Below are 24,149 nucleotides of genomic sequence, written 5' to 3' on the forward strand. Positions count from 1 at the left end.
AGGTTAAAGCTGTTAACCCAGGTTCAACTGTAGTAGTGGACGATAAAGGCAACGCCACAGTTACAACTCCAGCAGGTAAGACAGCGGTAATCCCATCAACAGACTTGACTAAGTCAGCAGCGGATGCAGCTAAACCAAATGCAGGCAATGACATCGTTAAACCAGCGGATAAGACAGTAGTAGCAAATCCAGATGCGTTAACTCCAGAAGAGAAGAAAGCCATCGAAGATAAGGTTAAAGCTGTTAACCCAGGTTCAACTGTAGTAGTGGACGATAAAGGAAATGCGACAGTTACAACTCCAGCAGGTAAGACAGCCGTAATTCCAGCAACAGACTTGACTAAGTCAGCAGCGGATGCAGCCAAACCAAATGCAGGTGATGACATCGTTAAACCAGCGGATAAAACTGTAGTTGCTAACCCAGACAAACTTACAGACGCTGAGAAGACAGCGATTGAAGATAAGGTTAAAGCAGTAAATCCAGGATCGACTGTAGTCGTAGACGATAAAGGCAACGCCACAGTCACAACCCCAGAAGGTAAGACAGCGGTTATCCCAGCAACAGACTTGACTAAGTCAGCAGCAGATGAAGCTAAACCAAACGCAGGAAATGCAGTAAACACACCAGCAGCTAAGGTAGAAGTTAAAGATCCAGCTAACTTAACAGATGCTGAGAAGAAAGCCATCGAAGACAAAGTTAAAGCAGTCAACCCAGGATCTAAAGTTGTCGTAGACGATAAAGGCAACGCCACAGTCACAACCCCAGCAGATAAGACCGCGGTAATCCCAGCAACAGATTTGACTAAGTCAGCAGCAGATGCAGGTAAAGCAAATGCAGGAAATGCAGTAAACACACCAGCAACTAAGACAGTAGTAAAAGATCCAGCTAACTTAACAGATGCTGAGAAGAAAGCAATAGAAGACAAAGTTAAAGCAGTAAATCCAGGATCTAAAGTTGTAGTAGACGATAAAGGCAACGCGACAGTCACAACATCAGAAGGTAAAACAGCAACAATTCCAGCAGCAGACTTAACTAAGTCAGCAGCAGACGCAGGTAAAGCAAATGCAGGAAATGGAGCAAACACACCAGCAACTAAGACAGTAGTAAAAGATCCAGCTAACTTAACAGATGAAGAAAAAGGAAAAGTTAAGAAAGCAGTAGAGGATGTAAACCCAGGATCAACTGTAGTAGTAAATGATAAAGGTGATGTAATCGTTACTAAAGGTGATGGAACAGTATTAGTAATCCCAGAACTTGACTTAGTAATTCCAGAAGATAAATTAACTGATCCAACTCAACAAAATGGTGTAAACACACCAGCAACTAGAGTGTTAGTTGGAGATAAAGCTAAATTAACAGCTGATGAAATTGAAAAAGTTAAAGAATCAATTAAAGCAGTAAATCCAGGATCGACTGTAGTAGTAGATGATAAAGGTAACGCGACAGTCACAACACCAGAAGGTAAGACAGCAACAATTCCAGTAGCTCAATTAGTTAAAGATGCTAAAGATGTTGCAGCTAAGAACAATGGTGAAAACATCAACCTTGACTTCGAAAAAGAAACAGTAGCAGACCTCAATAACTTAACAGATGCAGAAAAAGAAGCTGCAAAAGCTAAGATTAAAGGAGCAAATGCTAATGTAGTAGAAGTTATCTTTGACAGCGCAGGAAATGCAACTGTAATTACTAAAGATGGGAAAGTTTACACAATAGTAGCTAAAGATATCTTCAAACAACGTCCTTATGTACCATCAAATGGTGGAGGAAATAACGGAGCTACTAACACTGACTCAAAAGTGGATAAAGCTAAGTTAGAAGGCGCTATTCGTCAATTAGATGAATTAATCATCAAAGAATCAGCTAATCTTGATGCAGAAAATGCAAAAGAAGCGAATGACTTGTTAGCAGACGCTAAGAAAGTATTTGCTAATGCAGACGCAAGTCAAGCAGAAGTGGATGCAATGGTTAAACGTATCGAAGACTTCATGGCGAAAGTTGCTCTATCAACTGATCATGCAACTCCAGCTACAACTCAAGCAGCAGCAAATACTAGTCAAACAGCATCAGCACAAGCAAATACACGTACAGTGGCTAAAGAATTGCCAAATACGGGTACAGCAGATTCTGTAGTATCTATGGTAGCAGCTGCCGCAAGTGCAGTACTTGGTCTTGGCCTTGCAGGCCGTCGTCGTAAAGAAGACGAAGAAGCTTAATTGATAGATTGTTTGATAAAGATCAGATGATAAATCCGATTTTTAAAGCTTAAGCAAGTACCTCTCATAAGAAAGAGCCTGAGACAAAATAGTTCTCAACCACAAAAAAGCTAGAGATTTCCAATTGCGAAACTCTAGCTTTTTAATTTTGAGTTGTTCTCTTATTGTATAGTAGATTGGAATAAGATCTGAACAAATCAATTAGGAAAGTCAAATTATACTCTTCGAAAATCTCTTCAAACCACGTCAGCTTCGCCTTGACGTATATATGTTACTGACTTCGTCAGTTTTATCTGCAACCTCAAAGCCGTGCTTTGAGCTGACTTCGTCAGTTCCATCTACAACCTCAAAACAGTGTTTTGAGCAGCCTACGGCTAGCTTCCTAGTTTGCTCTTTGATTTTCATTGAGTATTAATCTCTAGAAATGTTTTAGTAATAGTGGTGTACTATTCTAGGTTCTATATATTATGTTTTAGGAGGTTATTGGCCATAAGTACCAATCCCATGTCAATTCTCACTTGGCGCTTACCTCTCAGATTACATCTCTTGTAACCCAAACAAGCCTTTATCTGTTGAGTATGATAGGTATATCGAACATCATCAGTGTCTTCTATCAAGGTAGTTATTATACTTTTCAGAAATCAAACAGTAGCTCACATCAATTTTTTCTTGCTAAAGATTTGTTATTGATGTTGTAAGTCTGATCCATACTTATAAATGAGTTCTTTTAGTTGGTTAGGAAAGATTCTTTAGTTTGTTGCTTTATTTAGTATAAAAGGTTGATACTTTTTACTAAACTACTATACACTTTTCTTGATGATAGAAGAAGTAGACATTAAATTATCCGATTGATTCCAAATAACAGTGCTAAGTCTGTTAATCAGGCTCTCAAATTTATCTTAAAACAACATCAAAATCGTTCCATTACGGGAGATAATAGAACAGAACTCAATCGCTGGACTAATGTGTTTTCTAAGGAACATATCTGCTATGTAAACCCCTATATCTCTTGAGAAAGGGGGAACTAATGAGAATCACAACAGAATCATTTAGAGATGGCTACCTAAAGAAAATAAGAAAACGTTTATAAAGTGGTTGCATTCATCGAAAATTACTTCAACAACTATTTGAAAAAATGATTGTCCTACAAGCTTACAATAGAAGACTTCTTGCTAGTTAACTTGAAATTGAGTGTTTCTCGTGAAACATTCTATTTCTATACCTTTTTCGAGTTATAGGTGACTTAGTTCGATAAACTCAAGAGGGATGATAGATTAAAAGAAATTATTTTGCTTGACTATTGGAGGGATTATGGTACATTTAAAATGAATAAAACAGGAAATAGAGGCTGAAAAGCTATTATCTGTGGCTTCTTTGGTTATTTCTGTCAAATTTGGAAAAGTTGCTATCGGCATATACATATTCCCAAAAGCAGAGTTGATAGCTGTGGTTTTAGGGAGTTTTGATTTTACAGATGATCATACTCATAGTTTTTGCATGGATAGTGCTGTTTGGAGCGATGAGGATTTTTATTATGTCAGTTTTATTGTGGGAAGATTTACTTTGTTTTCTCCTGAAATTGAGTTTTTGTTCAGCCTCTAAACAAAATTTTAAGTTTAGTCTAGACAGACTTATTATTCCAATGAGATGATTTACTGTGGCTTGCCAGATTAGTTGCTAAATCGGTAGTTAAGATTAAGTTTTATTTTTTAAACTTCAATCCTGCCTATGCGTCTTATGTTATCAATAATATTTTCGCAACATTACCATTTTTGCTGACTTTTTTACATAGGGTATTTGGGTAAATACTGGCGCGAGAGTTAGGGATTATAGTTTTTCAAATTATAAACGAATTTCAGGAGGTAAATGAGTATGACACCATTAAAATGGTTTGCCGGAGGAAGCGAAAGACGTTGTGAAGCGATGGCGATCATAGATCATCTATTGGAAGATATAAAGGATACGCCTCAACTGACTCCCTTGAAAAATCAGTTAGTGAGTTATAAAAGACGATTAGAGGACGATGGGACCTCTACCCCATTTATCCTGAGCCGAATGAACGTTGACATCTCACGTGTGTTGATTGACAATAAACTGATTTTGTCAGAAGGTCAATCCGAACAGATAAAAAAGTTGAGAGAATTATCTGCTATTCGCTATGGTTACTAATGAAATGCAGGGACAGGCCACCTTTTAAAATTTCCAGTCAAATAAATTGCATTCGTTTTCTCAAGCAGGTATACTAGTATAGTTAGATGAAAAATTCTGAAAATTTAAGAATAGAAAAGAGAACAAATCTTATGGCAAAAGATATTCGTGTCTTACTTTACTACCTTTATACTCCAATTGAAAATGCAGAGCAATTTGCTGCAGACCACTTGGCTTTCTGTAAATCAATCGGCCTTAAAGGCCGTATCCTAGTCGCTGACGAGGGAATTAACGGAACCGTTTCAGGTGACTACGAAACAACTCAAAAATACATGGACTACGTTCACAGCCTCCCAGGAATGGAAGACCTCTGGTTCAAGATTGACGAAGAAAATGAACAAGCCTTCAAGAAGATGTTTGTTCGCTACAAGAAAGAAATTGTCCACCTTGGTTTGGAAGACAACGACTTTGACAACGACATCAACCCACTTGAAACAACAGGTGCTTACTTGTCTCCAAAAGAGTTCAAAGAAGCCCTTCTTGACGAAGATACCGTTGTCCTTGACACACGTAACGATTATGAGTACGACCTAGGACATTTCCGTGGGGCTATCCGCCCAGATATCCGCAACTTCCGTGAGTTGCCACAATGGGTTCGTGATAACAAGGAAAAATTCATGGACAAGCGCGTCGTGGTTTACTGTACAGGTGGTGTTCGCTGTGAGAAATTCTCAGGTTGGATGGTCCGTGAAGGCTACAAAGATGTCGGACAATTGCACGGAGGAATTGCAACTTACGGTAAAGACCCAGAAGTCCAAGGTGAACTTTGGGATGGAAAAATGTATGTCTTTGACGAGCGTATTGCCGTAGATGTTAACCATGTCAACCCAACCATCGTAGGGAAAGACTGGTTTGATGGAACACCATGTGAACGTTATGTCAACTGTGGAAATCCATTCTGTAACCGTCGTATCTTGACATCAGAAGAAAATGAAGACAAGTACCTTCGTGGATGCTCACACGAGTGCCGTGTTCACCCACGTAACCGCTATGTTTCAGAAAATGAATTGACACAAGCTGAAGTTATCGAGCGCCTAGCCGCTATCGGTGAAAGCTTGGATCAAGCAGCTACTGTATAAGATTAAACAGTCCTTAGGGGCTGTTTTTCTATGCTTTTTACTCAAAAATCTAAAGTTTGTTTCTGTATCTTTCAGAAAAATAGAGTATACTATATGTAAACGATTTCAAAAGGAGTCCAGTTATGACGAAAACATTTTTTATTCCAAATAAACAGAGCATTTTAGGAGAACAAGAGATTTTGACTGCCAAGTCGATCTTGGCCTTGCTAGATGGTTTGGAGTCGCATAGCTATGATGCTGTCTATCTCCGTCAGCCTCTTAACCGTCTCGAGTATATCGAGTGTGCGATAGTGGGGCAATCACAATTTCTCTTTAAGGTCAGTTATGCTGATGGTCAAAAGGGTTACCGTGTCGATCTTCCTGAGCTACTAACGAAGACAGACTGGGAGATCATCAAGTCATTTTTAGATGCCCTGCTTGCTTACACAGGAACTGAGATTGAGGGGCTAGATGGTTTTGACTTTGAAGCTTATTTCCAAGCAAGTATTCAAGCTCATATTGCAGACACTGCGGCTCGTTTTACGATTTGCCAAGGAATTTTTAATCCTGTTTTCTTTAGTCATGAGGACTTGAAAAGCTTTTTAGAGGCAGATGGCTTGGCACAGTTTGAAGCACGTGTACGTGCGGTTCAAGAGACAGATGCCTACTTTGCAAGAGTTTTCTTCTATCAGGATGGAGAAGGCCAAGTGCACGGTGTTTACCATCTGGCTCAAGGGGTCAAGACTGTTTTACCGAGAGAACCATTTGTTCCTGCAGCCTATATTGAGCAATTGGTGGATAAGGAAGTCCAGTGGGAGATTGACTTGGTTCAAATCACAGGAGACGGCTCTAAATCAGAAGACTATGAAGCTATCGCTCGCTTGGACTATGAAAGATTCTTAGAGTCACTACCATCAGCATCTTACCACCAACTAGACGCCAATCAATTAGAAATACAACCCATCTTAGACAAAGATTTTAAAGCATTAGCACAGGAAGAGTAAAGCAGAAGCAGGTCAATCGACTTGCTTTTTAGCATATAAAAAATCCTGCCATGGAAGACAGGATTAAAGTTTAAAGAAAGGCCAAGATACGAAGATAATCTCCAATCAGTGCGACTTCAGCTACAAAGAAGAGGAGGATAATGACTCCGTTAACAAGGACAGATAAGAATAACTGATAGAAGGAGTCGGTTTCACTTGATTGACTAGGTCTCGTAATGATATGGAGGCTAGCAAGCAGAATGATTCCAATGCTAATCACACACAAGAGGGCTGTAAATCGTAGGCTATCAAAGAAGGCAAAGGAACTAGCAATGGCAGTGAGGAAGATTGGAATTGCCTAGGTGTAGTAATAGTTAAACTGAAATTTATGATATAACGCAAAGATAGTTATATATATTTCAAATATTGCTTATCTCCATAGAAAATAGTAAAATATATACAGGAAATTTATTTTTTATATGGAAATAGTTATCAGGAGAGTAAACAAATGGATATAAAAATAGAAGTAGGTAAAAGAATCCGAATGTTGCGAGAGATGAAACATATCACTCGTGAAACTCTTTGTGATGATGAAACTGAGATAACGGTGCGCCAACTAGCACGAATTGAATCAGGCCAGTCTTCCCCGAGTTTATCCAAGGTAGAGTATATAGCTTACAAACTAGGCTGTCCAATTTCACATATAGTAGATATGGATCATATGATTTTACCCTCAGAGTACTTGATATTAAAGGATAAACTCATTAAGTTTCAAACTTATGGAGATGATGATAGAATCCAGGTTAAGGAAGAGTTGTTTGAAAGAGTTTACGAACACTATTATGACAGTCTACCTGAGGATGAGCAGATTGCAGTTAGTGCCTTACAAGCTAGTTTTGATGTCTTTGTAAGTGAAGATGCAGGTTTTGGAGATGCTTTGCTGGATGAATATTTTGAACAAGTAAAGATAAGGAAAAACTATTCGGTGAATGATTTGCTTCTGATAAAATTGTACTTTGGTTCATGTTTGGCAAGACCGACTGAGTATCATCATGAACTATTTTGGATGCTTTCTAAAAAACTTATAAGAGAAACAAATTCATCCGATTTAGAGACAGCTTATATGTTAAAGAGAACGGTACTTGATTCTTTAGCTGTTCAATGGATGGAAAAATCTTACTCTACTTTTGAGCCTTATGTTAAGGCGATGAACACGCTGATGATTTTATCGCAGGATTTTCAAAACAAGCCAATTGTTGATATGCTAGATGCTATGTGTACCTTATTTCATAAACGGGATAAGGAAAAAGCCATCCGCTTATACGATAGAGCTATTATTTGTGCTCAAGCATTTGGAGACCAAGTATTAGAAGCGCGTATATTGGGAGAAAAAGAAAAAGATATAAAAACTTTTGAGGAAATGGAGAGCTAACATGACATTTTTGTCATGTTTTTTTATTTTTGAAAGCGCTATACTTTAATCATAAAGAACAAGAGATAAGGAGGAAAGAAAAATGTTTGGATTTGAAGTATTCTTAAGTCTTAGTTTTTGGTTTTATGGATAGGAGATAGAAATGGAAGATTTTAGTATCTCGCTAGAGACGTTTACACAAACTCGCCACAGTTTGCTGTTTCGAAATAACACGGCGGAGCAAAAGTTGGTACAAATAGAGTTGAATAAGGAACCATTCCGTTTAGCTATTTTAGATGCAGGCGAAGAGCGAGTTTTAATCTTACCAGAAGAATTATCTATTATCGAAAGTTTTAAAATTTCAGAAGTGGAGGACGATCCATGATGTCAAAAAAACATGTTGTAGAGACAATGTTTCTTCTTGTGATAGCATCCTTATTTTTAGCAGGATTTTACTATCAAAACCAGGAATCTCATCATCAAGAAGAAACAGCGCAAGAGCTCCTCTTAAAAAAAGAGGAGGAAATAAAACAATATATTTCAAAAACTAAAAATACAACATTCAAGAATGCATTGTTAACCTCTAATGAGGGAGCACAGGTTCAACTATCAGATTATAAGTTTAGACCAAAGGTTGTGGTGTTCTGGGCTAGTTGGTGTCCTGATTGCCAAAAAGAGCTCCCAATCATTCAGCACCTTTATGATAAATACCAAGATAAAGTTGATTTCTTTATGGTGGATATAGTTGATGGGGAACGTGAAACACTTGAAACCTCTCATAAATTTTTAAGGAATCAGGGTTTTACCTTTCCAGTTTATATAGATCAAGATTTACAAGTTTTTAAGTTTTTTGATGTAAAAGCTATTCCAACAATATTTATAGTGGATAAAGATGGGATAGTGAAACAAATTTATGTAGAACAAGGAAGCGAAGAAATCTTGTCTAAAGATTTAAAACAGTTAATAAATGACTGAAATGAGGATCTCATTTAGTTATTATAAAAAAATTTTTAAAAGGAGGGTTTTCTAATGAGAAAACTAACTGGACGTGTCAAAAGACACATTGTAGCAGGTCGCTTTTGTATTATAGGTCTCCCATACGGAATAGGTCTATTTTGCTGGGATTAAATAGGAGGATGAAGTAGTGAGAAAACTAAGTAACAAAAATAAACAACACATTGTAGCAGGTCGCTTTTGTATTATAGGTCTCCCATATGGAATAGGTCTACTTTGTTGGGATTAAAAGGAGAGTTAAGTGATGAAAAGATTAAGTAATAAACATAAAAAACACATTGTGGCAGGGCAATTTTGTGCTGTTTCACCACTCGGTATTTATGGAATGATTGCAGGTATTGGATTCTTCTGCTGGAGTTAACGTAAGCTAAAAATCTCTGGCAGGGTTCATTCCTTGTCAGAGACTTTTTAATATAATGAACGGAGAGAAACTATGAATCGTGTGATTTTAAGTCTTAAAAATATTGATAAAACATATGGGAAAGAACAGGTTCTACATAATATTTCCTTTGATATTGAGCAAGGGGAAATATGTGGTCTTATCGGAGAGAATGGTGCTGGAAAGACAACATTAATGAGAATTCTCCTAGGACTCATTCGAGCTGATAAGGGAGAAATCAAGAGTGTTTCTCAGCATAAGATTGGCAGTATTATCGAATCACCTGCCCTTTATCCAAACTTGACTGGACGTCAACACTTGCAATATTATAAAACAAGATTTGGTTTAAAGACAGATACCATAAAAATGTTGGAATTGGTTCGCCTACCCCAAACATCATGGGACAGAAAAGTAAAAAACTATTCTCTTGGAATGAAGCAAAGATTATCGATAGCAATTGCTCTTTTGGATAATCCAGAGCTTATTATCTTAGATGAACCAGTGAATGGTTTAGATCCTCAAGGGATTTCAGATTTAAGAAAAATGATTTTGAATTTAAGGGATCAGTTGGGAGTTACCTTTTTGATTTCAAGCCATATCCTATCGGAGTTGGAGTTTATAACAGATAAGTATATCATCATGAAAAAAGGAAAAATTCTAAATGTGATGAGTTCAAAAGAGCTAGCAAATGATTTGTCGGAAAAGCTCTTTCTTAAGACGAGTGCTAATCAGATTCTAAAAACGTTTTTAAAAGAAGAGGGAATTGTTCATTTTGAGCAGGAGGACTATCTGGTTGTGCCAGAAAAGGAAAAATTAATGGTTATCTTGGAATATAGTGTTGCTTCAAATCTAGTGATACAGGATATATATATAAAGAAGGAACGCTTTGAGGACTACTATTTGCGTAATATTATCTGATGATTTAAGAAAGGAGGAGAATCATGAGTTCTCTTAAAGCAGATATGTATAAATTTTACTGGGAAAAAAGAGGAGTGCTTCCTAGTTTGTTGATAGGATTATTGATTTTGTTATTCTCCTTATTTTTTAAGTCATCGAATGGAGATGAACCAGAATTTCGAGTATTGATTTCAAATGTAAGTGGTTTTATTCCTTTGCTTTTCATCTCTACTAATTTATTTTTCTGGGGGGAAGATTATAGTTTTCGTACGATTAATATTCTACTCACAAAAGAAAACCAACGATGGAAGTTATTTTTATATAAAACTTTGGGAGCCTTTTGTTTGTCTTTCCTATATGTAACTATTTTTTATGGTTTAACAGCTCTTGTCTATTTGGAGGGAGACTTGGTGTTGATTGTTTCAACATTTTTACACCAATTACCATACTATTTGGTTATTATCAGTATCTCGTTATTGATTTTTCAAATATTTGATAAGGTTTATGAATCATGTATGATTTATACACTCTACATTTTACTATTTGATAACCTATTGGCTTATGTCCTTCCAAACTCTGGTGAGAGTGTGAGAGACTATTTGCTTATGACTTTAAATTTGAAAGCATCTCCTGGAGTAAGTCAATTTACCCTTACGAATGTAAGCTATCCTATATTGGTAAGTATAGCAATGATTGTACTTGCGTTTGTTGTATTCAGTAAAAAAGAATTTAAGTAGGAGTACTAATGATGAAAAAAATAGGAATTGTAATTGGGCTGTTGTTACTAGTTGTAGTGGCTGGAATTTTATTAACCTTAAAACGAGGAGAGACGACAATCAGTGTAAAACAATCGTGGGCTCTTTCTTCTAAAAGTATTAAAACGTTAGAGTTTTATGGTTCAAAGCAAGCAATTGATGTTAAAGTTGTCAAGAGTGAATCAGATGAAACAAGTGTTCAAATAGAAGGAAAAGTTTCCGAAGAATCAGTGAATAACATAACTAAAAACGTTAAAATGAGTTCAGATAGTCTATATATTCCATTTTCACAACATGGCTTTAATTTGGCTTTGAGTTCACAAGGGAAAGATAAGTTATATGTAACCATTTCCTTAGGGAAAAATGCGACTTTCGAAAAAATATTTATAGATACTCTTGTTGGTGATGTATCTATTACAGTTCCTGAAGACTTTGATGGAATCTATACTTTACATACAAATAATACAGGAGAAGTTTTAAGGGTTCCTACGACAAATCAAACTTCGAATAGCGTCATTGAAGTTGATGGTTATAGTAAGATAAGTGTTGAAAAAGGAGAAAATAATGGTTAGCCACTATAAACAAGCAACTTTGCTGGATTGTGGAATGGCTTGTGTAAAGACAATCATTTCTTACTATTTCCCAAAATTAGAACATTTAGATAGTCTACAATTTGATAACAATAACCACCAAGGACTGTCTTTGTTTGATATAGAAGATATACTAAAAAGCTATGGTATTGATGCGGACTCTTATCAAATTGAGACTCCTAGTTTGTTAAACAACGTATCATTTCCTTATTTACTGGTAGTAGAAAGAGCTAGCTTGCCTCATTATATCGTCGTGTTGGATGGAGACAGTAGTTCATTGATTGTTTCTGATCCTGCAAATGAGGAAATTGAGAAAATTTCAAGATTAGAACTTTTTAGTCAGAGTGTAGGAATTGTTTTAATTCCTCAAAAGAATGAGAATGTTAATTCAGAAGATAGAAAAGATATTGTTACGATAAGCTATGCAGATAAGTTATATCATAGATTTCTAGCTTCACTTGGTTGGAAGAGAAAGTTTGCAATCTTTTTCTTGGGATTGGCTAAAATTAGTTTACCTATTGCTATTGCTTTTTTACTACAAATAACAGTGTCTGGTCTACTTAACATTCAGTTTAGTATTCAACTATTTACCCTAGCTTCAATAATATTAGCTTCATATTTGTATTGGCAGTTCTCTATATTAGAAACGAGATTAAAAGGAAAGATTGAGAATAATTTTTTAAATGATATTCTGTCCTCTTTTTATCAGAATCAATTAAATGATTTTTCTTTAACTAAGAATTATGAGTATGTTAGTAGTTATTTTTGGAATTTGTTGTTATCAGCAACAGGTATTATGCAAAAATTTTACTTAAAGGTACAGCTTTTAGTGTTCTGTTTGCTACTGTTATTGCTATTAAAATTGAATATTATTATTTTCGCAGTTACATGCGTATCTATAGCTATTCTTGGTTTATATGTCAATTTTGAGATACGAAAAGTTGTAAAAAATCAGCGAGAATTTATTGCTAATAGTTCTAACTTTAGTTCTCTTGTAGAAAATACAATTTATGGTTTGCAAGATATTATAAGTTTCCAAAAATCTAGCGACTTCATCAAAGAATTTGATGAAAGACTCAATGAACTGTTGGGAACGAAACTAGATAGTACACATATTACCAATAGATTATTAGCTTCTACGCAGATATTTATTGGTTTAACTGGTTCATTTTTGCTTGTTACTGTGAATATTATTAGAGATTACGCACATATATCAGAGTATGCAAATAGTATTTTGATTCTATTACTGTTATCCAGCATTTTAAATTCTTTAATTACATCTTGGGTAGCATTGAAAAAAAGTCAATATTCCTTTGAGTTTATTGGACTAGAGGAAGTAGGGATGGAAAGTAATCTTGCTACCATTCCAGTATCTAAAATTGAACAATTGTCATGTCGGAATTTATGTAAAAAATGGGATGAAAGATTGGTGTTTAATAAATTAGATTTCGAGTTTAATAGTGGTGAATTAACCGTTATTACAGGCGGCAATGGAACTGGGAAATCATCCCTTTTGAATATTATTCAGGGATTATCTTCTCCAACAGAGGGGAATCTTGTACTGAATGGAATGGAAAGTTTTTCTACTTTAGAGGAAACTAATATTTTGGATTATTTAAGCGTGTATTCATCTGAATTTCATGTATTTCCTGGAAGTGTTTCAAAAAATATTAATTTCACCCTATTTAATAAGGAAAACTATGAATCAAATAATCTTGATAGTTTGAATCTCAATATAGCTCTGAGTCATCAGATTGATGGGAAAGCCACCAATATTTCGCAAGGTCAGAAACAAAAAATTCTACTCATGAGGAGTTTATCGCAAGAAAAGGACATCTATCTATTTGACGAGCCTACAGGAAATTTGGACAGAAACTCAACTGAATTATTTCTAAATGAGGTTGAGAAATTAGTGAACGAGGAAAAGATTGTTATTGTCGTGACTCATGATAAGGATGTTATTGCTAGAGCAAGTAAAGTTATTAACATGGACGAATTTCATTAAAAGTTAACAACTGGAGATTGGTGGTTTCTAATCTTAATTTTACATATAACTAGTTTGCATAATATTTTGAATAACGAACTTCATAGAAATATTATGATACTACTGAACTCTAGAAATACAACCCATCCTAGGACAAGATTTTAAAGCATTAGCACAAGAAAAGTAAAGCAGAAGCAGGTCAATCGACTTGCTTTTTGGCATAGAAAAATCCTGCCATGAAAGACAGGATTGCTACTCAATGAAAATCAAAGAGCAAACTAGGAAGCTAGCCGCAGGCTGCTCAAAACACTGTTTTGAGGTTGTAGATAAGACTGACAAAGTCAGGAACATATTTCTACGGTAAGGCGAAGCTGACGTGGTTTGAAGAGATTTTCGAAGAGTATGAAGTTTAAAGAAAGGCCAATATACGAAGATAATCTCCAATCAGTGCCACTTCAGCTACAAAGAAGAGGAGGATAATAACTCCGTTCACAAGGACAGACAAGAATAATTGATAGAAGGAGTCGGTTTCACTTGCTTGACTAGGTCTTGTAATGATATGGAGACTGGCAAGCAGAATGATTCCAATGCTAATCACACACAAGAGGGCTGTAAATCGTAGGCTGTCAAAGAAGGCAAAGAAACTAGCAATGGCAGTGAGGAAGATTGGAATTGCCAAGAGTTGACTATATTGTTGGAGAACCTTTTCTAGCGTCCAGTCCTTTTCTTGGTGGATAAATCGTCTCACAACGAAACTACCCAAGAGGAATGAAAAGAAGAAGAGTGTTGTTGCTACTAGGATAGAGATAATCGAAAAGAGATTTAATGAAGCAAATTGTTCAGGGAAGTGATTATGCATAGTTGCTATATGTCCATAGTAAGCATGTTTGATGTGGTAGATACTAAAGAAAAAGGAAGATGCAGAAAACAGAATGAGCAAGAGAAAGGCTGTGTAACTGTGTGTGCTACTTGTTTCAAGCTTGCTCGTAGGAGATTTGATTGCTTCCACTAGCCAAGACCAAAAATCAAGCGCTTGCTCTTTCCATCTATCCGTAGATTTTGGAGCTTGGTCGGGGATATAGGGACTTTCTAAGGATTGACTGATAAGAAGGGGCTCTTTCGTGGTTGGTTTTTGCTGAGGAAGTGCTTCTTGACTCTCTTCAGCTATAGTGACTTTTTCTGTTTCTTTAGAAAGATCTTGCTCTTCTTCAGTAGAATCTAATGCTTTCTTTTCTTCTATTTCTGTTCTCGCTTCACTGTCTTCAGGCGTTTCAATTTTCTCTTCTTGCTGGCTTTCCAGTTCGACTTCAGCTTGAGAGACTTCCTCCTCTACTTGAGTATTTTTTTCAATTGGTGTATCGAGATCGGCTATCGTTTCTTCAGCCTTGTCTGCAACCTCTTGAGCTTGCTCTTCAGGTTTGTTCTTGCTTGTTGTTTTTACAAAATCATTACTTTCAAACCATTCTTGTTTCATGGTAGAACCTCCTTTTTAGTGGGTTATGTGTCATAGTGGTCGATATAAATAGGTTTATTAAGGTCTGTTAGCTGTAGTTTCAAGACTAATATAATCATCAGCCTTAGCGATGAGTTGACCTTTTGCATCAGTTTTTTCAGTTTTGTAAGGGTTGCTTAATTCGTTGGGGTGGCGTTGACTCTCATCTCTCGATAACTGATAAATAGGACCATGGTGACTCGAGAGGTCTAAGTTAATTTCTTGGCTTTCTTTTTGAGTTAGCATGATACTGAGCACATTTTTAGAAGATAGTTCTACTTTACCATATACTTTAATATTTTCAGCGTGGAAGTGATTCTCTGTTGACTCTAGCTGACTATCTGTAAGGTCTGTATCAAAGATATTAACGATATTAGGGGTTGTGAGTTTACTGTTTTTGATACGACTTCCTTCAATTCGGAGGATATAGCTGTTTGTATTGAGGGTCGCATTTTCAAGAGTGGCATTAGTGATACTGGTTTGACCGCGATTGGTTGAGACGTTGATTCCTTTTAGACTTCTTCCTTTTGGAACTTGTAGAATAACTTCTTCAAAACGACGAGAGTAGTTACTTGCGACATGGAGAATCCCGCCAATTCCAGAAGAGAGAAACGGACTTTCAGACAGTTTCTTATCAGTGAGGCTCAGCGTTTTATCGTTCTGATTTGTGATAAGATCATGGTGAGCAGAAAGAGATGGATGGTAAGAAATGTGGATTTGATCATCGAAAGAGTCTGTGATGGTCAGCGCGTGTTGGTGGAGCGTAATCTCTAGGTTTTCGACTTCCTTGCCAAAGGTCAACTCTTCCATCCGACTATCATAGACAGGCTCCTTGGACATGGCAAGTAAACTCTTAATCCCGTCAGATTGGATGCCTACAAAGAGCAGGATAAAGCCGATAACGGTAGTCACCACACCAAAAATGAGAAATCCTTTTGTCAATTTACGCATGCTGGTCACCTCTCTTTCCTTTTTTGAGAACAAATTGCACCAGGCGAACAATGAGTAGGCCGAAGAAGCGGGCTACATAGGAAATACCTAGTAAGACTAGTGAAGAAGCACCGATAGCTAGTAAACCAGAACCAAAAATCAAGATAAAGGCTGATTTAGCTTGGGCTAAGACAGTGAAACTTTCAACTAAAAATAGGAATCCACCGATGATACCAAGTATGGAAACCGCAAAGAAAGCTAGAATGACAGTCAAGGCTGCCACAAGGATTGCGAACAGGGACACGAGGATGGCGATTCCCAGAGGAATACCGATGGGTGCTGCAAGGAGAGCTAACAAGGCGATATGCAAAATTTGTCGGTTATTCTTTTGAGCGGGTGCCTCATTGATTTTTTTATCGAGAAGATTAGAGAGAACTTCGTGGGCCGCTTCTTTGGGAGTTCCCAAGCTAGCGATGAGTTCTTCTTCTCCATCGACTCCAGCATCGTCAAAGAGTTCCCTGAAATAGTCCATGGCTTCAATTTGGTCAGCCTGAGGCAGTTTCTTGAGATAGAGTTCTAGCTGAGTCAGGTATTCAGTTCTTGTCATGGCGGATACTCCCTTCTATGATGCCATTAATGGTGTCTGTATAGAGTGCCCATTCATCTTTTAGGGTCACGAGCTGCTCTATACCACCATTTGTTAAGGAGTAGTATTTGCGCATGCGACCTTGGAACTCTCTAGAATAGGTGGTCAGAAAGTTATTGCCCTCCAATTTTTTGAGAATGGGATAGAGCGTAGATTCTTTGATATTAGCGATAAGCTTAATGGTTTGGCTAATCTCATAACCATAAGAATCATCCTGCTCCAGTACGGCCAAGATGAGAAATTCAATCAAGGCAGAGGATGTTGGAAAGTACATGGGAAACCTCCTTTTCTAATGTGTAAGATTTTTATATATAATTTTTCTACACATACATTGTACATCTAAAAGAAAGCCCTGTCAAGAGAAATGTGTAAAATTTTTATATATAAAAAACTTCTAGCCAAAACTAGAAGTTTAAAGGATTTTATCAGCTCTGTCCACTGTAAAGAGGGCCACAGTCATCAGGATATCGACGAGTAAGAGGGCAGCTACAGCTGGCACCCAAGAGTGGAAAAGGTCAAAACTGTAACCAAAGAGGGTTGGCCCAAAGGCTGCTAGGATATAGCCTCCTGTTTGAGATAAGCCAGACAATTGGGCAGTCTTTTCAGGGGCGCTTGTCTTAAGTGAAAAGTTGACCATGAGATAAGGGAAGAGGGCGCTGGTTGCAGTTCCGATGAGAAGATGGATGGCAAGCCAGTAAAAGAAATTATTGATCGGGAAAAAGAGCATGGAAATACCGACCACACCAGCTAGTGAAACCAGAGTGAGCATGAGCTGACGGTTGCGAGTTGACAAGCTGGTTGTCAGGCTTGGGATGGTCATTGAAAAAGGAATGCTAATCAGAGAGAAGATAGAAGTCAACAAGCCAGCTTCGTGACTGGATAGGCCTGCGTGGATAGCCATGGTAGGTAGCCAGGTCATAGCGGTGTAAAAGAGCAAGGATTGAAAACCTGCAAAGACAATCACTGCCCAGACCTGTTTATTACGCATAACCTTTGTTTGGCTTTTTTGTTTGGTTTGTGGAGCCAGTCTGTGATTATAGCGGTGATTGGGTAGCCAGACCAAAAAAGTTGTTAGACAGAGCAGGGTGAGGAGGATGATAAGTCCTTTCCAAGAACTGGCTTGTGTAATAGGCACAGCCAGATAGGAAGCCAGAGCCGTCGCAATCCCCATAGAAGTTACATATAAGGTGGTCAGAAAACCAATCTTCTTTGGTTGATTAGCTTGGATGAGACTAGGAAGCAGAACGTTGATGACTGCGATACTTGCCCCAACCATCAAGGTTCCTAGATAGAGAAGGGGGAGATTGATTAGTCGAATAAGTGAGCCAATGGTCAAGAAGAAGAGGCTGTAGGTGAAGAGATGCTCTAAGCCGATTTTCTGAGCCAGTCGGGTAGAAAAGAGCGAGAAGAGGGTAAACATGAGGAGAGGAAGGCTGGTCAAGACACCAAGCGAACTAACTTCGACTCCTAGTCCTTGAGCAATATCTCCCAAAATAATGGGTAAAACAGTAAAAGGAGTCCGCAAGGAAACACCAATCAGGATAATACCTGGAACAAAAAAGAGTGATTGCTTTTTCATAAAATACCTCTTCTAGCTGATTTTAATAACAGCTTATTTTAAGGCTTTTTCCCTATAATGTCAAGTAAGGTTTCTGGCTTTCAAGATAAAAATGGGAAAGTCTTGAAAATTATGATAAAATAGTGGAAGGAAATCTATATATTGGAGAAAAACTGTGTCTGAAAAGCAAAAAATCAGCGTCTTGATGTCGGTCTATGTAAAGGAAAATCCGACATTTTTGAGAGATGCCATTAATAGTATTCAAAATCAGACCCTGAAACCGAGCGAATTGGTTCTGGTTGAGGATGGGCCTTTGACACCTGAGCTCTATCAGGTATTAGACCAGGTTGAAGCTGAGTCTGATATTCCAGTGAAACGCTATCCTCTTGAGCAGAATCAAGGTTTGGGTCTGGCTCTTCGACAGGGTGTTTTGCAGTGTCAGTATGATATTATTGCCCGTATGGATACGGATGATATAGCTGTTCCAGACCGTTTTGAGAAACAGGTTCAGCTAATGGAGAAGGACAAGCTCGACCTATTAGGTGGACATATTGCAGAGTTTATTGACAATCCTGATGAGATTGTTTCTTACCGTCGTGTTCCAACCCAGCATGCAGAGATTGTAGCTTATCAAAGGATGAGAAGTGCCTTTAACCACATGACTGTCATGTTCAAGAAGGACATGGTTCTCAAGGCAGGCAATTATGAAGATGGCCTTTATATGGAGGATGACCTCCTCTGGCTCAATATGATTGCTGCAGGAGCCAAGACTGGAAATCTGGATCAAATCTTGTGTAAGGTTCGTGTTGGAGCAGGAATGTTTGAGCGTCGTGGGGGACTGCGTTATCTCAAACTCTATCGTCAAGCTCGTCAGCGCATGCTGAAGAGAGGGCAAATTTCTTACATGGAGTATGCCAAGAGTGTTGCCATTCAGATGATTGTTGCCCTTTGTCCCGGATTTGTCCGACAGTTTATTTTTATGAAACTGTTAAGAAAAAGCAAGTAAAAGATTGTAGCAAATCGTAAACTGGATAAAAAGTGTTATAATAACAATATAAATATCCAGCTCTTTTAAGGAGGAGTAGATTGACATGAATAAAAAACTAACAGATTATGTGATTGATCTGGTGGAAATTTTAAATAAACAACAAAAACAGGTTTTCTGGGGAATATTTGATATTTTCAGTATGGTGGTTTCCATCATTGTATCTTATATCTTATTCTACGGATTGATTAATCCAGCACCTGTTGACTACATTATCTATACGAGTTTGGCCTTCTTGTTTTATCAATTGATGATTGGATTTTGGGGGTTGAACGCTAGTATTAGTCGTTACAGCAAGATTACGGATTTTATGAAAATCTTTTTTGGTGTGACTGCGAGCAGTGTCTTGTCATATAGTATCTGCTATGCCTTCTTACCTCTATTTTCAATCCGTTTTATCATTCTCTTTATCTTGTTGAGTACCTTCTTGATTTTATTGCCACGGATTACTTGGCAGTTAATCTACTCTAAACGCAAAAAGGGAAGTGGTGATGGAGAACACCGTCGGACCTTCTTGATTGGTGCCGGTGATGGTGGAGCTCTCTTTATGGATAGTTACCAACATCCAACTAGTGAATTAGAACTTGTCGGTATTTTGGACAAGGATTCTAAGAAAAAGGGCCAAAAACTTGGTGGAATCCCTGTTTTGGGTTCATATGATGATCTGCCTGAATTAGCCAAACGCCATCAAATCGAGCGTGTTATCGTTGCGATTCCGTCGCTTGACCCGTCAGAATATGAACGTATCTTGCAGATGTGTAATAAGCTGGGTGTCAAATGTTACAAGATGCCTAAGGTTGAAACAGTTGTTCAGGGACTTCACCAAGCAGGTGGAGGCTTCCAGAAGATTGATATCACAGACCTTTTGGGCCGTCAGGAAATTCGTCTTGACGAATCGCGTCTGGGCGCAGAACTGACAGGTAAGACAATCTTGGTTACAGGTGCTGGTGGCTCAATCGGTTCTGAAATCTGTCGCCAAGTTAGCCGCTTCAATCCTGAACGCATTGTCTTGCTCGGTCATGGGGAAAACTCAATCTACCTCGTTTATCATGAATTGATTCGTAAGTTCCAAGGGATTGATTATGTGCCAGTTATCGCAGATATTCAAGACTATGACCGCTTGTTGCAAGTCTTTGAGCAGTACAAGCCAGCTATTGTTTATCATGCGGCTGCCCACAAGCACGTTCCTATGATGGAGCGCAATCCAAAAGAAGCCTTCAAAAACAATATCCGTGGAACTTACAACGTTGCTAAGGCTGTTGATGAAGCCAAAGTACCTAAGATGGTTATGATTTCGACAGATAAGGCGGTTAATCCACCAAATGTTATGGGAGCAACCAAGCGCGTGGCTGAGTTGATTGTCACTGGCTTTAACCAACGTAGCCAATCGACCTACTGTGCGGTTCGTTTTGGGAATGTTCTTGGTAGCCGTGGTAGTGTGATTCCAGTCTTTGAGCGTCAGATTGCTGAAGGTGGGCCTGTAACGGTGACAGACTTCCGCATGACCCGTTACTTTATGACCATTCCAGAAGCTAGCCGTTTGGTTATCCATGCTGGTGCTTATGCCAAGGATGGAGAAGTCTTTATCCTTGATATGGGCAAACCAGTCAAGATTTATGACTTGGCCAAGAAAATGGTCCTTCTAAGTGGACACACTGAGAGCGAAATTCCAATCGTTGAAGTTGGAATCCGTCCAGGTGAAAAACTCTACGAAGAACTCTTGGTGTCAACCGAACTGGTTGATAATCAGGTTATGGATAAGATTTTCGTTGGTAAGGTTAATGTCATGCCTCTAGAAGCTATCGACCAAAAAATTGAAGAGTTCCGAACTCTCAGTGGAGATGAATTGAAGCAAGCCATTATCGCCTTTGCCAATCAAACCACCCACGTTGAATAAAAAAAGCAAAACGCATATTATCAGGACTTTAAAAGTGGTCTTGATAATATGCGTTTTGTTATGTATAGATTTACTTCATTTTCTTCTGAAATAGAGTTGTTGTCCAGTCTATGTTATTGAAAATACTCTAAAACCTCTAAGGGGGTATGGGCGATATAATCAGGATGATAGTTAAGCAAGTCTGCTTGCTCTCCAAATCCCCAAGTGACGGCCAATTTCTGAATGCCTGTTTCTTGAGCTCCCAGCATATCAAACTTGGTATCTCCGATGATGATGGCTTGTTCTGGTGCTAGTTGATGTGTCTGTAAGGCTTGGCGAATGACATCTGCCTTATGGGGTGCTTCAGGGCTGGAACCATAAATGCCATCAAAGAAATGATAGATTCCCAAGTTTTTAGTCATGTCTTGAGCGGTTGGAGTATTCTTTGTAGTGGTGATATAAAGAGGGTAATTCTTGGATAGTTCTTGAAGTAATTCTACAATCTGAGGGAAGAGCTGAGCTTCATGGATGCCTTTTGCCTTGTAGTAAGAACGGTATATCTGGATAGCCTCAGAAATTTGGTCTTTGGGAAGGCAGGTCGCAAAACTACTTTCGAGAGGCGGTCCCATAAAACCACGAATAGTTTTGGCATCAGGACTAGGCACCCCCAGTTCCTTAAAAGTATGAGTAAAGGCATTGTGAATCCCGATAGAACTGTCAACGAGGGTTCCATCCAGATCAAAAAAGATAGCTGAGATAGAGGTCATAGTTTCTCCTATTTGATAAGCTTATTCTCCGAAAATTTCTTTTTGGAGGCGACGACCAGTAGGTGTGGCAGCGAGTCCACCTTCAGCTGTTTCACGAAAGGCAGTTGGCATGCTTGCTCCTACTTGGTACATGGCATCGATAACTTCATCCACAGGGATTTTAGATTCGATACCTGCCAAGGCCATGTCTGCTGCGATGAAGGCAAAGCTAGCTCCCATGGCATTGCGCTTGACGCAGGGAACTTCAACCAAACCAGCAACAGGATCACAGATGAGGCCTAGCATGTTTTTAATGACAAAGGCAATAGCCTGGCTGGCCTGATAAGGTGTTCCGCCTGCAGCTAGAGTCAAGGCGGCAGCGCTCATAGCAGAGGCTGAACCAACCTCAGCTTGGCAACCGCCCTCAGCACCCGAGATAGAGGCGTTGTTTGCGATGACTAGTCCAAAGGCACCGGCAGCAAAGAGGAAATCCAGCTGTTGCTCGTGGCTGAGGTCTAATTTTTCAATAGCAGCAGTGAGAACTGAAGGCAGACAGCCAGCACTTCCAGCGGTTGGAGTGGCACAGACTAAGCCCATTTTGGCATTGTGTTCATTGACTGCGATAGCATTTCGGGCAGCAGAGAGAATCGTGTAATCTGACAAGGTTTTTCCGTTTTTGATGTAGTGATCCAATTTGGCAGCATCTCCACCTGTCAGGCCACTACGAGATTTATTTTCATTGAGGCCAAGTTGGACAGAGGCTTTCATGACTTCCAGATTGCGTTCCATGAGAAGGAGGACTTCTTCACGTTCACGACCGGTCAATTCAAACTCTGTTGTAATCATGAGTTCTGCGACATTTCCTTGAAAGTCCAGTTCTGCTTGCTCGACCAATTCTTTGATAGAATAAAACATGCTTCCTCCTATTTAAAGAAATTGACATTGTGGAGATGAGGGATTTTTCGAATTTCTTCGATAGCCTCATCACAGTTGCGACTGTCGACTTCGATAATCATAATGGCTTTTTCACCAGCTTTTTCACGAGTAACATTCATCTGGGCGATATTGATACCATAGCGGGAAAGAGCCTCCGTAACGAGGGCAATCATACCTGGAATATCTTGATGAACAATGATGATAGTCGGTGTATTCATATTGAGAGAGACGGCAAAGCCATTGAGTTCGGTGACCTGAATATTCCCTCCACCGATAGAAATACCAGTCACACTGATGGTCTTGTGGGCATTTTTGACGGTAATTTTAGTGGTGTTTGGATGAGGAGCATTACTGTCTTTCTGAATGGTCCAGACAATCTTGATGCCACGTTTGTGGGCAATCTCCAGACTGTTTGGGATTTCGGGATCATCTGTATCCATGCCCAAAATACCTGCAACAAGGGCTAGGTCTGTCCCGTGACCACGATAGGTCTTGGCAAATGAGTTAAAAAGTTGGAATTCGACTTCTGTCGGAGTATCATCAAAAATGGAAGAGACAATCTTTCCAATACGAACAGCACCAGCGGTATGGCTACTAGATGGGCCAATCATAACTGGTCCGATGATATCAAAGACAGATTGAAAACGAAGTGATTTCATCAGTTTCCCCTTATAAAAATTCTTATCTCTATTATATCAAAGAATGAGGGTCTTGGCTTTAATTGTGGATGAAAACCTTTTTACACTACAAATAGCATAAAAATAGTATCTTTTATGACAAAAAACACCTTATTTAGGGAAATAAAAAATAATTTTGTAATATTTCTACATAAAAGTGTCAAGAAACAGTAATATTTAAAGGGTATGATAGAACTATAGAAAGAAGGAGAATTTTCAAATATGAAATCAACAACTAAAAAGATTAAAACAACTCTTGCAGGAGTAGCTGCCTTGTTTGCAGTATTTGCTCCATCATTTGTATCTGCTCAAGAATCATCAACTTACACAGTTAAAGAAGGTGATACACTTTCAGAAATCGCTGAAACTCACAACACAACTGTTGAGAAATTGGCAGAAAACAATCACATTGACAACATCCATATGATTTATGTTGGTCAAGAGTTGGTTATCGATGGTCCAGCAACGCCAGTAGCATCAGCTTCAACGACTTATGAAGCACCAGCTGCCCAAGATGAAACTGTTTCAGCCACAGTGGCAGAAACTACAGAAGTAGAGGAGGAAACTCCAGTAGCAAGCGAAACAGTAGCAGAAGAAACTGTTGCTTCAACTGTAAGCGGATCTGAAGCAGAAGCTAAAGAATGGATCGCTCAAAAAGAATCAGGCGGTAGCTACACAGCTACAAACGGACGTTATATCGGACGTTACCAATTGACAGATTCATACTTGAACGGTGACTACTCAGCTGAAA

At 38.5% G+C, this 24,149-nt stretch carries 23 protein-coding genes and 3 pseudogenes; 17 read left to right on the plus strand and 9 right to left on the minus strand.

From position 1 onward, the window contains the following. From RYL77_RS06345 to RYL77_RS06375, 7 genes and pseudogenes are all read left to right on the plus strand, one after another. On the plus strand, positions 1-2,213 hold a 2,213-nt coding region (locus RYL77_RS06345), incomplete at its 5' end, for an LPXTG cell wall anchor domain-containing protein (RefSeq protein ID WP_315010658.1). A gap of 812 nt (positions 2,214-3,025) precedes the next feature. Continuing rightward, a pseudogene (locus RYL77_RS06350) lies at positions 3,026-3,451 on the plus strand (IS30 family transposase); the annotation flags it as partial. 127 nt (positions 3,452-3,578) lie between these two features. After that, positions 3,579-3,815, plus strand: a complete 237-nt coding sequence (locus RYL77_RS06355; RefSeq protein WP_315010659.1) for a hypothetical protein — start codon at positions 3,579-3,581, stop codon at positions 3,813-3,815. Positions 3,816-3,934: 119 nt separating this feature from the next. Then, a pseudogene (locus RYL77_RS06360) lies at positions 3,935-4,018 on the plus strand (CPBP family intramembrane glutamate endopeptidase); the annotation flags it as partial. 67 nt (positions 4,019-4,085) lie between these two features. Further along, positions 4,086-4,382: a bacteriocin immunity protein gene (locus tag RYL77_RS06365; RefSeq protein WP_315010661.1), complete on the plus strand. Its 297-nt coding sequence runs from the start codon at positions 4,086-4,088 to the stop codon at positions 4,380-4,382. A 131-nt stretch (positions 4,383-4,513) separates the two neighbouring features. Then, on the plus strand, positions 4,514-5,500 hold the full coding sequence (locus tag RYL77_RS06370) for a rhodanese-related sulfurtransferase (protein WP_020899966.1): 987 nt from the start codon (positions 4,514-4,516) through the stop codon (positions 5,498-5,500). A gap of 122 nt (positions 5,501-5,622) precedes the next feature. Then, positions 5,623-6,483, plus strand: coding sequence for a DUF4299 family protein (locus tag RYL77_RS06375; protein WP_315010662.1), 861 nt, complete (start codon positions 5,623-5,625; stop codon positions 6,481-6,483). Positions 6,484-6,553: 70 nt separating this feature from the next. On the opposite strand, the pseudogene RYL77_RS06380 reads toward RYL77_RS06375, so the two are convergent. Then, positions 6,554-6,820: pseudogene (locus RYL77_RS06380) on the minus strand (DUF6574 domain-containing protein); the annotation flags it as partial. A gap of 150 nt (positions 6,821-6,970) precedes the next feature. On the opposite strand from RYL77_RS06380, the gene RYL77_RS06385 reads away from it, so the two are divergent. From RYL77_RS06385 to RYL77_RS06415, 7 genes are all read left to right on the plus strand, one after another. After that, positions 6,971-7,894 (plus strand): XRE family transcriptional regulator, encoded by a 924-nt coding sequence (locus RYL77_RS06385; protein WP_315010664.1) that lies wholly within the window; start codon positions 6,971-6,973, stop codon positions 7,892-7,894. A 142-nt stretch (positions 7,895-8,036) separates the two neighbouring features. After that, entirely contained in the window at positions 8,037-8,258 is a 222-nt protein-coding gene (locus RYL77_RS06390; protein WP_315010666.1) for a hypothetical protein, read from the plus strand. Beyond that, on the plus strand, positions 8,258-8,848 hold the full coding sequence (locus RYL77_RS06395; RefSeq protein ID WP_315010667.1) for a TlpA disulfide reductase family protein: 591 nt from the start codon (positions 8,258-8,260) through the stop codon (positions 8,846-8,848). The genes RYL77_RS06390 and RYL77_RS06395 overlap by 1 nt, the downstream gene beginning before the upstream one ends. A gap of 472 nt (positions 8,849-9,320) precedes the next feature. Beyond that, positions 9,321-10,184 (plus strand): ATP-binding cassette domain-containing protein, encoded by an 864-nt coding sequence (locus RYL77_RS06400; protein WP_315010669.1) that lies wholly within the window; start codon positions 9,321-9,323, stop codon positions 10,182-10,184. Positions 10,185-10,207: 23 nt separating this feature from the next. Next, positions 10,208-10,900 (plus strand): ABC transporter permease, encoded by a 693-nt coding sequence (locus tag RYL77_RS06405; RefSeq protein ID WP_315010671.1) that lies wholly within the window; start codon positions 10,208-10,210, stop codon positions 10,898-10,900. An 8-nt stretch (positions 10,901-10,908) separates the two neighbouring features. Beyond that, entirely contained in the window at positions 10,909-11,490 is a 582-nt protein-coding gene (locus RYL77_RS06410; protein ID WP_315010672.1) for a hypothetical protein, read from the plus strand. Continuing rightward, positions 11,483-13,513 (plus strand): ATP-binding cassette domain-containing protein, encoded by a 2,031-nt coding sequence (locus RYL77_RS06415; protein ID WP_315010673.1) that lies wholly within the window; start codon positions 11,483-11,485, stop codon positions 13,511-13,513. Before RYL77_RS06410 ends, RYL77_RS06415 begins: the two co-directional genes overlap by 8 nt. Before the next feature lie 388 nt (positions 13,514-13,901). On the opposite strand, the gene RYL77_RS06420 is transcribed toward RYL77_RS06415, so the two are convergent. From RYL77_RS06420 to RYL77_RS06440, 5 genes are all read right to left on the minus strand, one after another. Next, positions 13,902-14,966 (minus strand): DUF6574 domain-containing protein, encoded by a 1,065-nt coding sequence (locus tag RYL77_RS06420; protein ID WP_315010674.1) that lies wholly within the window; start codon positions 14,964-14,966, stop codon positions 13,902-13,904. Between the two features lie 57 nt (positions 14,967-15,023). Next, positions 15,024-15,935 carry a DUF4097 family beta strand repeat-containing protein gene (locus RYL77_RS06425; protein WP_315010675.1) on the minus strand — a complete coding sequence of 304 codons (912 nt, stop codon included), beginning with the start codon at positions 15,933-15,935 and terminating at the stop codon, positions 15,024-15,026. Beyond that, entirely contained in the window at positions 15,928-16,521 is a 594-nt protein-coding gene (locus tag RYL77_RS06430; RefSeq protein ID WP_100127963.1) for a DUF1700 domain-containing protein, read from the minus strand. The genes RYL77_RS06425 and RYL77_RS06430 overlap by 8 nt, the downstream gene beginning before the upstream one ends. After that, complete coding sequence (locus tag RYL77_RS06435) at positions 16,508-16,834, minus strand: PadR family transcriptional regulator (RefSeq protein ID WP_000273856.1); 327 nt, start codon at positions 16,832-16,834, stop codon at positions 16,508-16,510. The genes RYL77_RS06430 and RYL77_RS06435 overlap by 14 nt, the downstream gene beginning before the upstream one ends. A gap of 138 nt (positions 16,835-16,972) precedes the next feature. Then, positions 16,973-18,139: an MFS transporter gene (locus tag RYL77_RS06440; protein WP_315010676.1), complete on the minus strand. Its 1,167-nt coding sequence runs from the start codon at positions 18,137-18,139 to the stop codon at positions 16,973-16,975. A gap of 154 nt (positions 18,140-18,293) precedes the next feature. Here RYL77_RS06440 and RYL77_RS06445 point away from each other — a divergent pair, with 154 nt between their 5' ends. Beyond that, positions 18,294-19,124 carry a glycosyltransferase gene (locus RYL77_RS06445; RefSeq protein ID WP_315010677.1) on the plus strand — a complete coding sequence of 277 codons (831 nt, stop codon included), beginning with the start codon at positions 18,294-18,296 and terminating at the stop codon, positions 19,122-19,124. Between the two features lie 85 nt (positions 19,125-19,209). Then, positions 19,210-21,060 carry a nucleoside-diphosphate sugar epimerase/dehydratase gene (locus RYL77_RS06450; protein ID WP_315010678.1) on the plus strand — a complete coding sequence of 617 codons (1,851 nt, stop codon included), beginning with the start codon at positions 19,210-19,212 and terminating at the stop codon, positions 21,058-21,060. Between the two features lie 113 nt (positions 21,061-21,173). Here the strand turns inward: RYL77_RS06450 and RYL77_RS06455 are convergent, their stop codons facing one another. The 3 genes from RYL77_RS06455 to sdaAB are packed head-to-tail and all read right to left on the minus strand — an operon-like array spanning position 21,174 to position 23,380. Further along, complete coding sequence (locus RYL77_RS06455; protein ID WP_315010679.1) at positions 21,174-21,806, minus strand: HAD family hydrolase; 633 nt, start codon at positions 21,804-21,806, stop codon at positions 21,174-21,176. A gap of 21 nt (positions 21,807-21,827) precedes the next feature. After that, on the minus strand, positions 21,828-22,700 hold the full coding sequence (gene sdaAA, locus RYL77_RS06460; RefSeq protein WP_000500052.1) for an L-serine ammonia-lyase, iron-sulfur-dependent, subunit alpha: 873 nt from the start codon (positions 22,698-22,700) through the stop codon (positions 21,828-21,830). An 8-nt stretch (positions 22,701-22,708) separates the two neighbouring features. Beyond that, a complete protein-coding gene (gene sdaAB, locus RYL77_RS06465) occupies positions 22,709-23,380 on the minus strand; it encodes an L-serine ammonia-lyase, iron-sulfur-dependent subunit beta (protein WP_000838912.1) in 672 nt (223 codons plus the stop codon). 240 nt (positions 23,381-23,620) lie between these two features. Between sdaAB and RYL77_RS06470 the strand changes: the two genes are divergently transcribed. Next, positions 23,621-24,149: LysM peptidoglycan-binding domain-containing protein (locus RYL77_RS06470; protein WP_315010680.1), on the plus strand; the 529-nt coding region annotated here is incomplete at its 3' end.

The sequence above is a fragment of the uncultured Streptococcus sp. genome (assembly GCF_963516515.1).
GTDB lineage: Bacteria > Bacillota > Bacilli > Lactobacillales > Streptococcaceae > Streptococcus.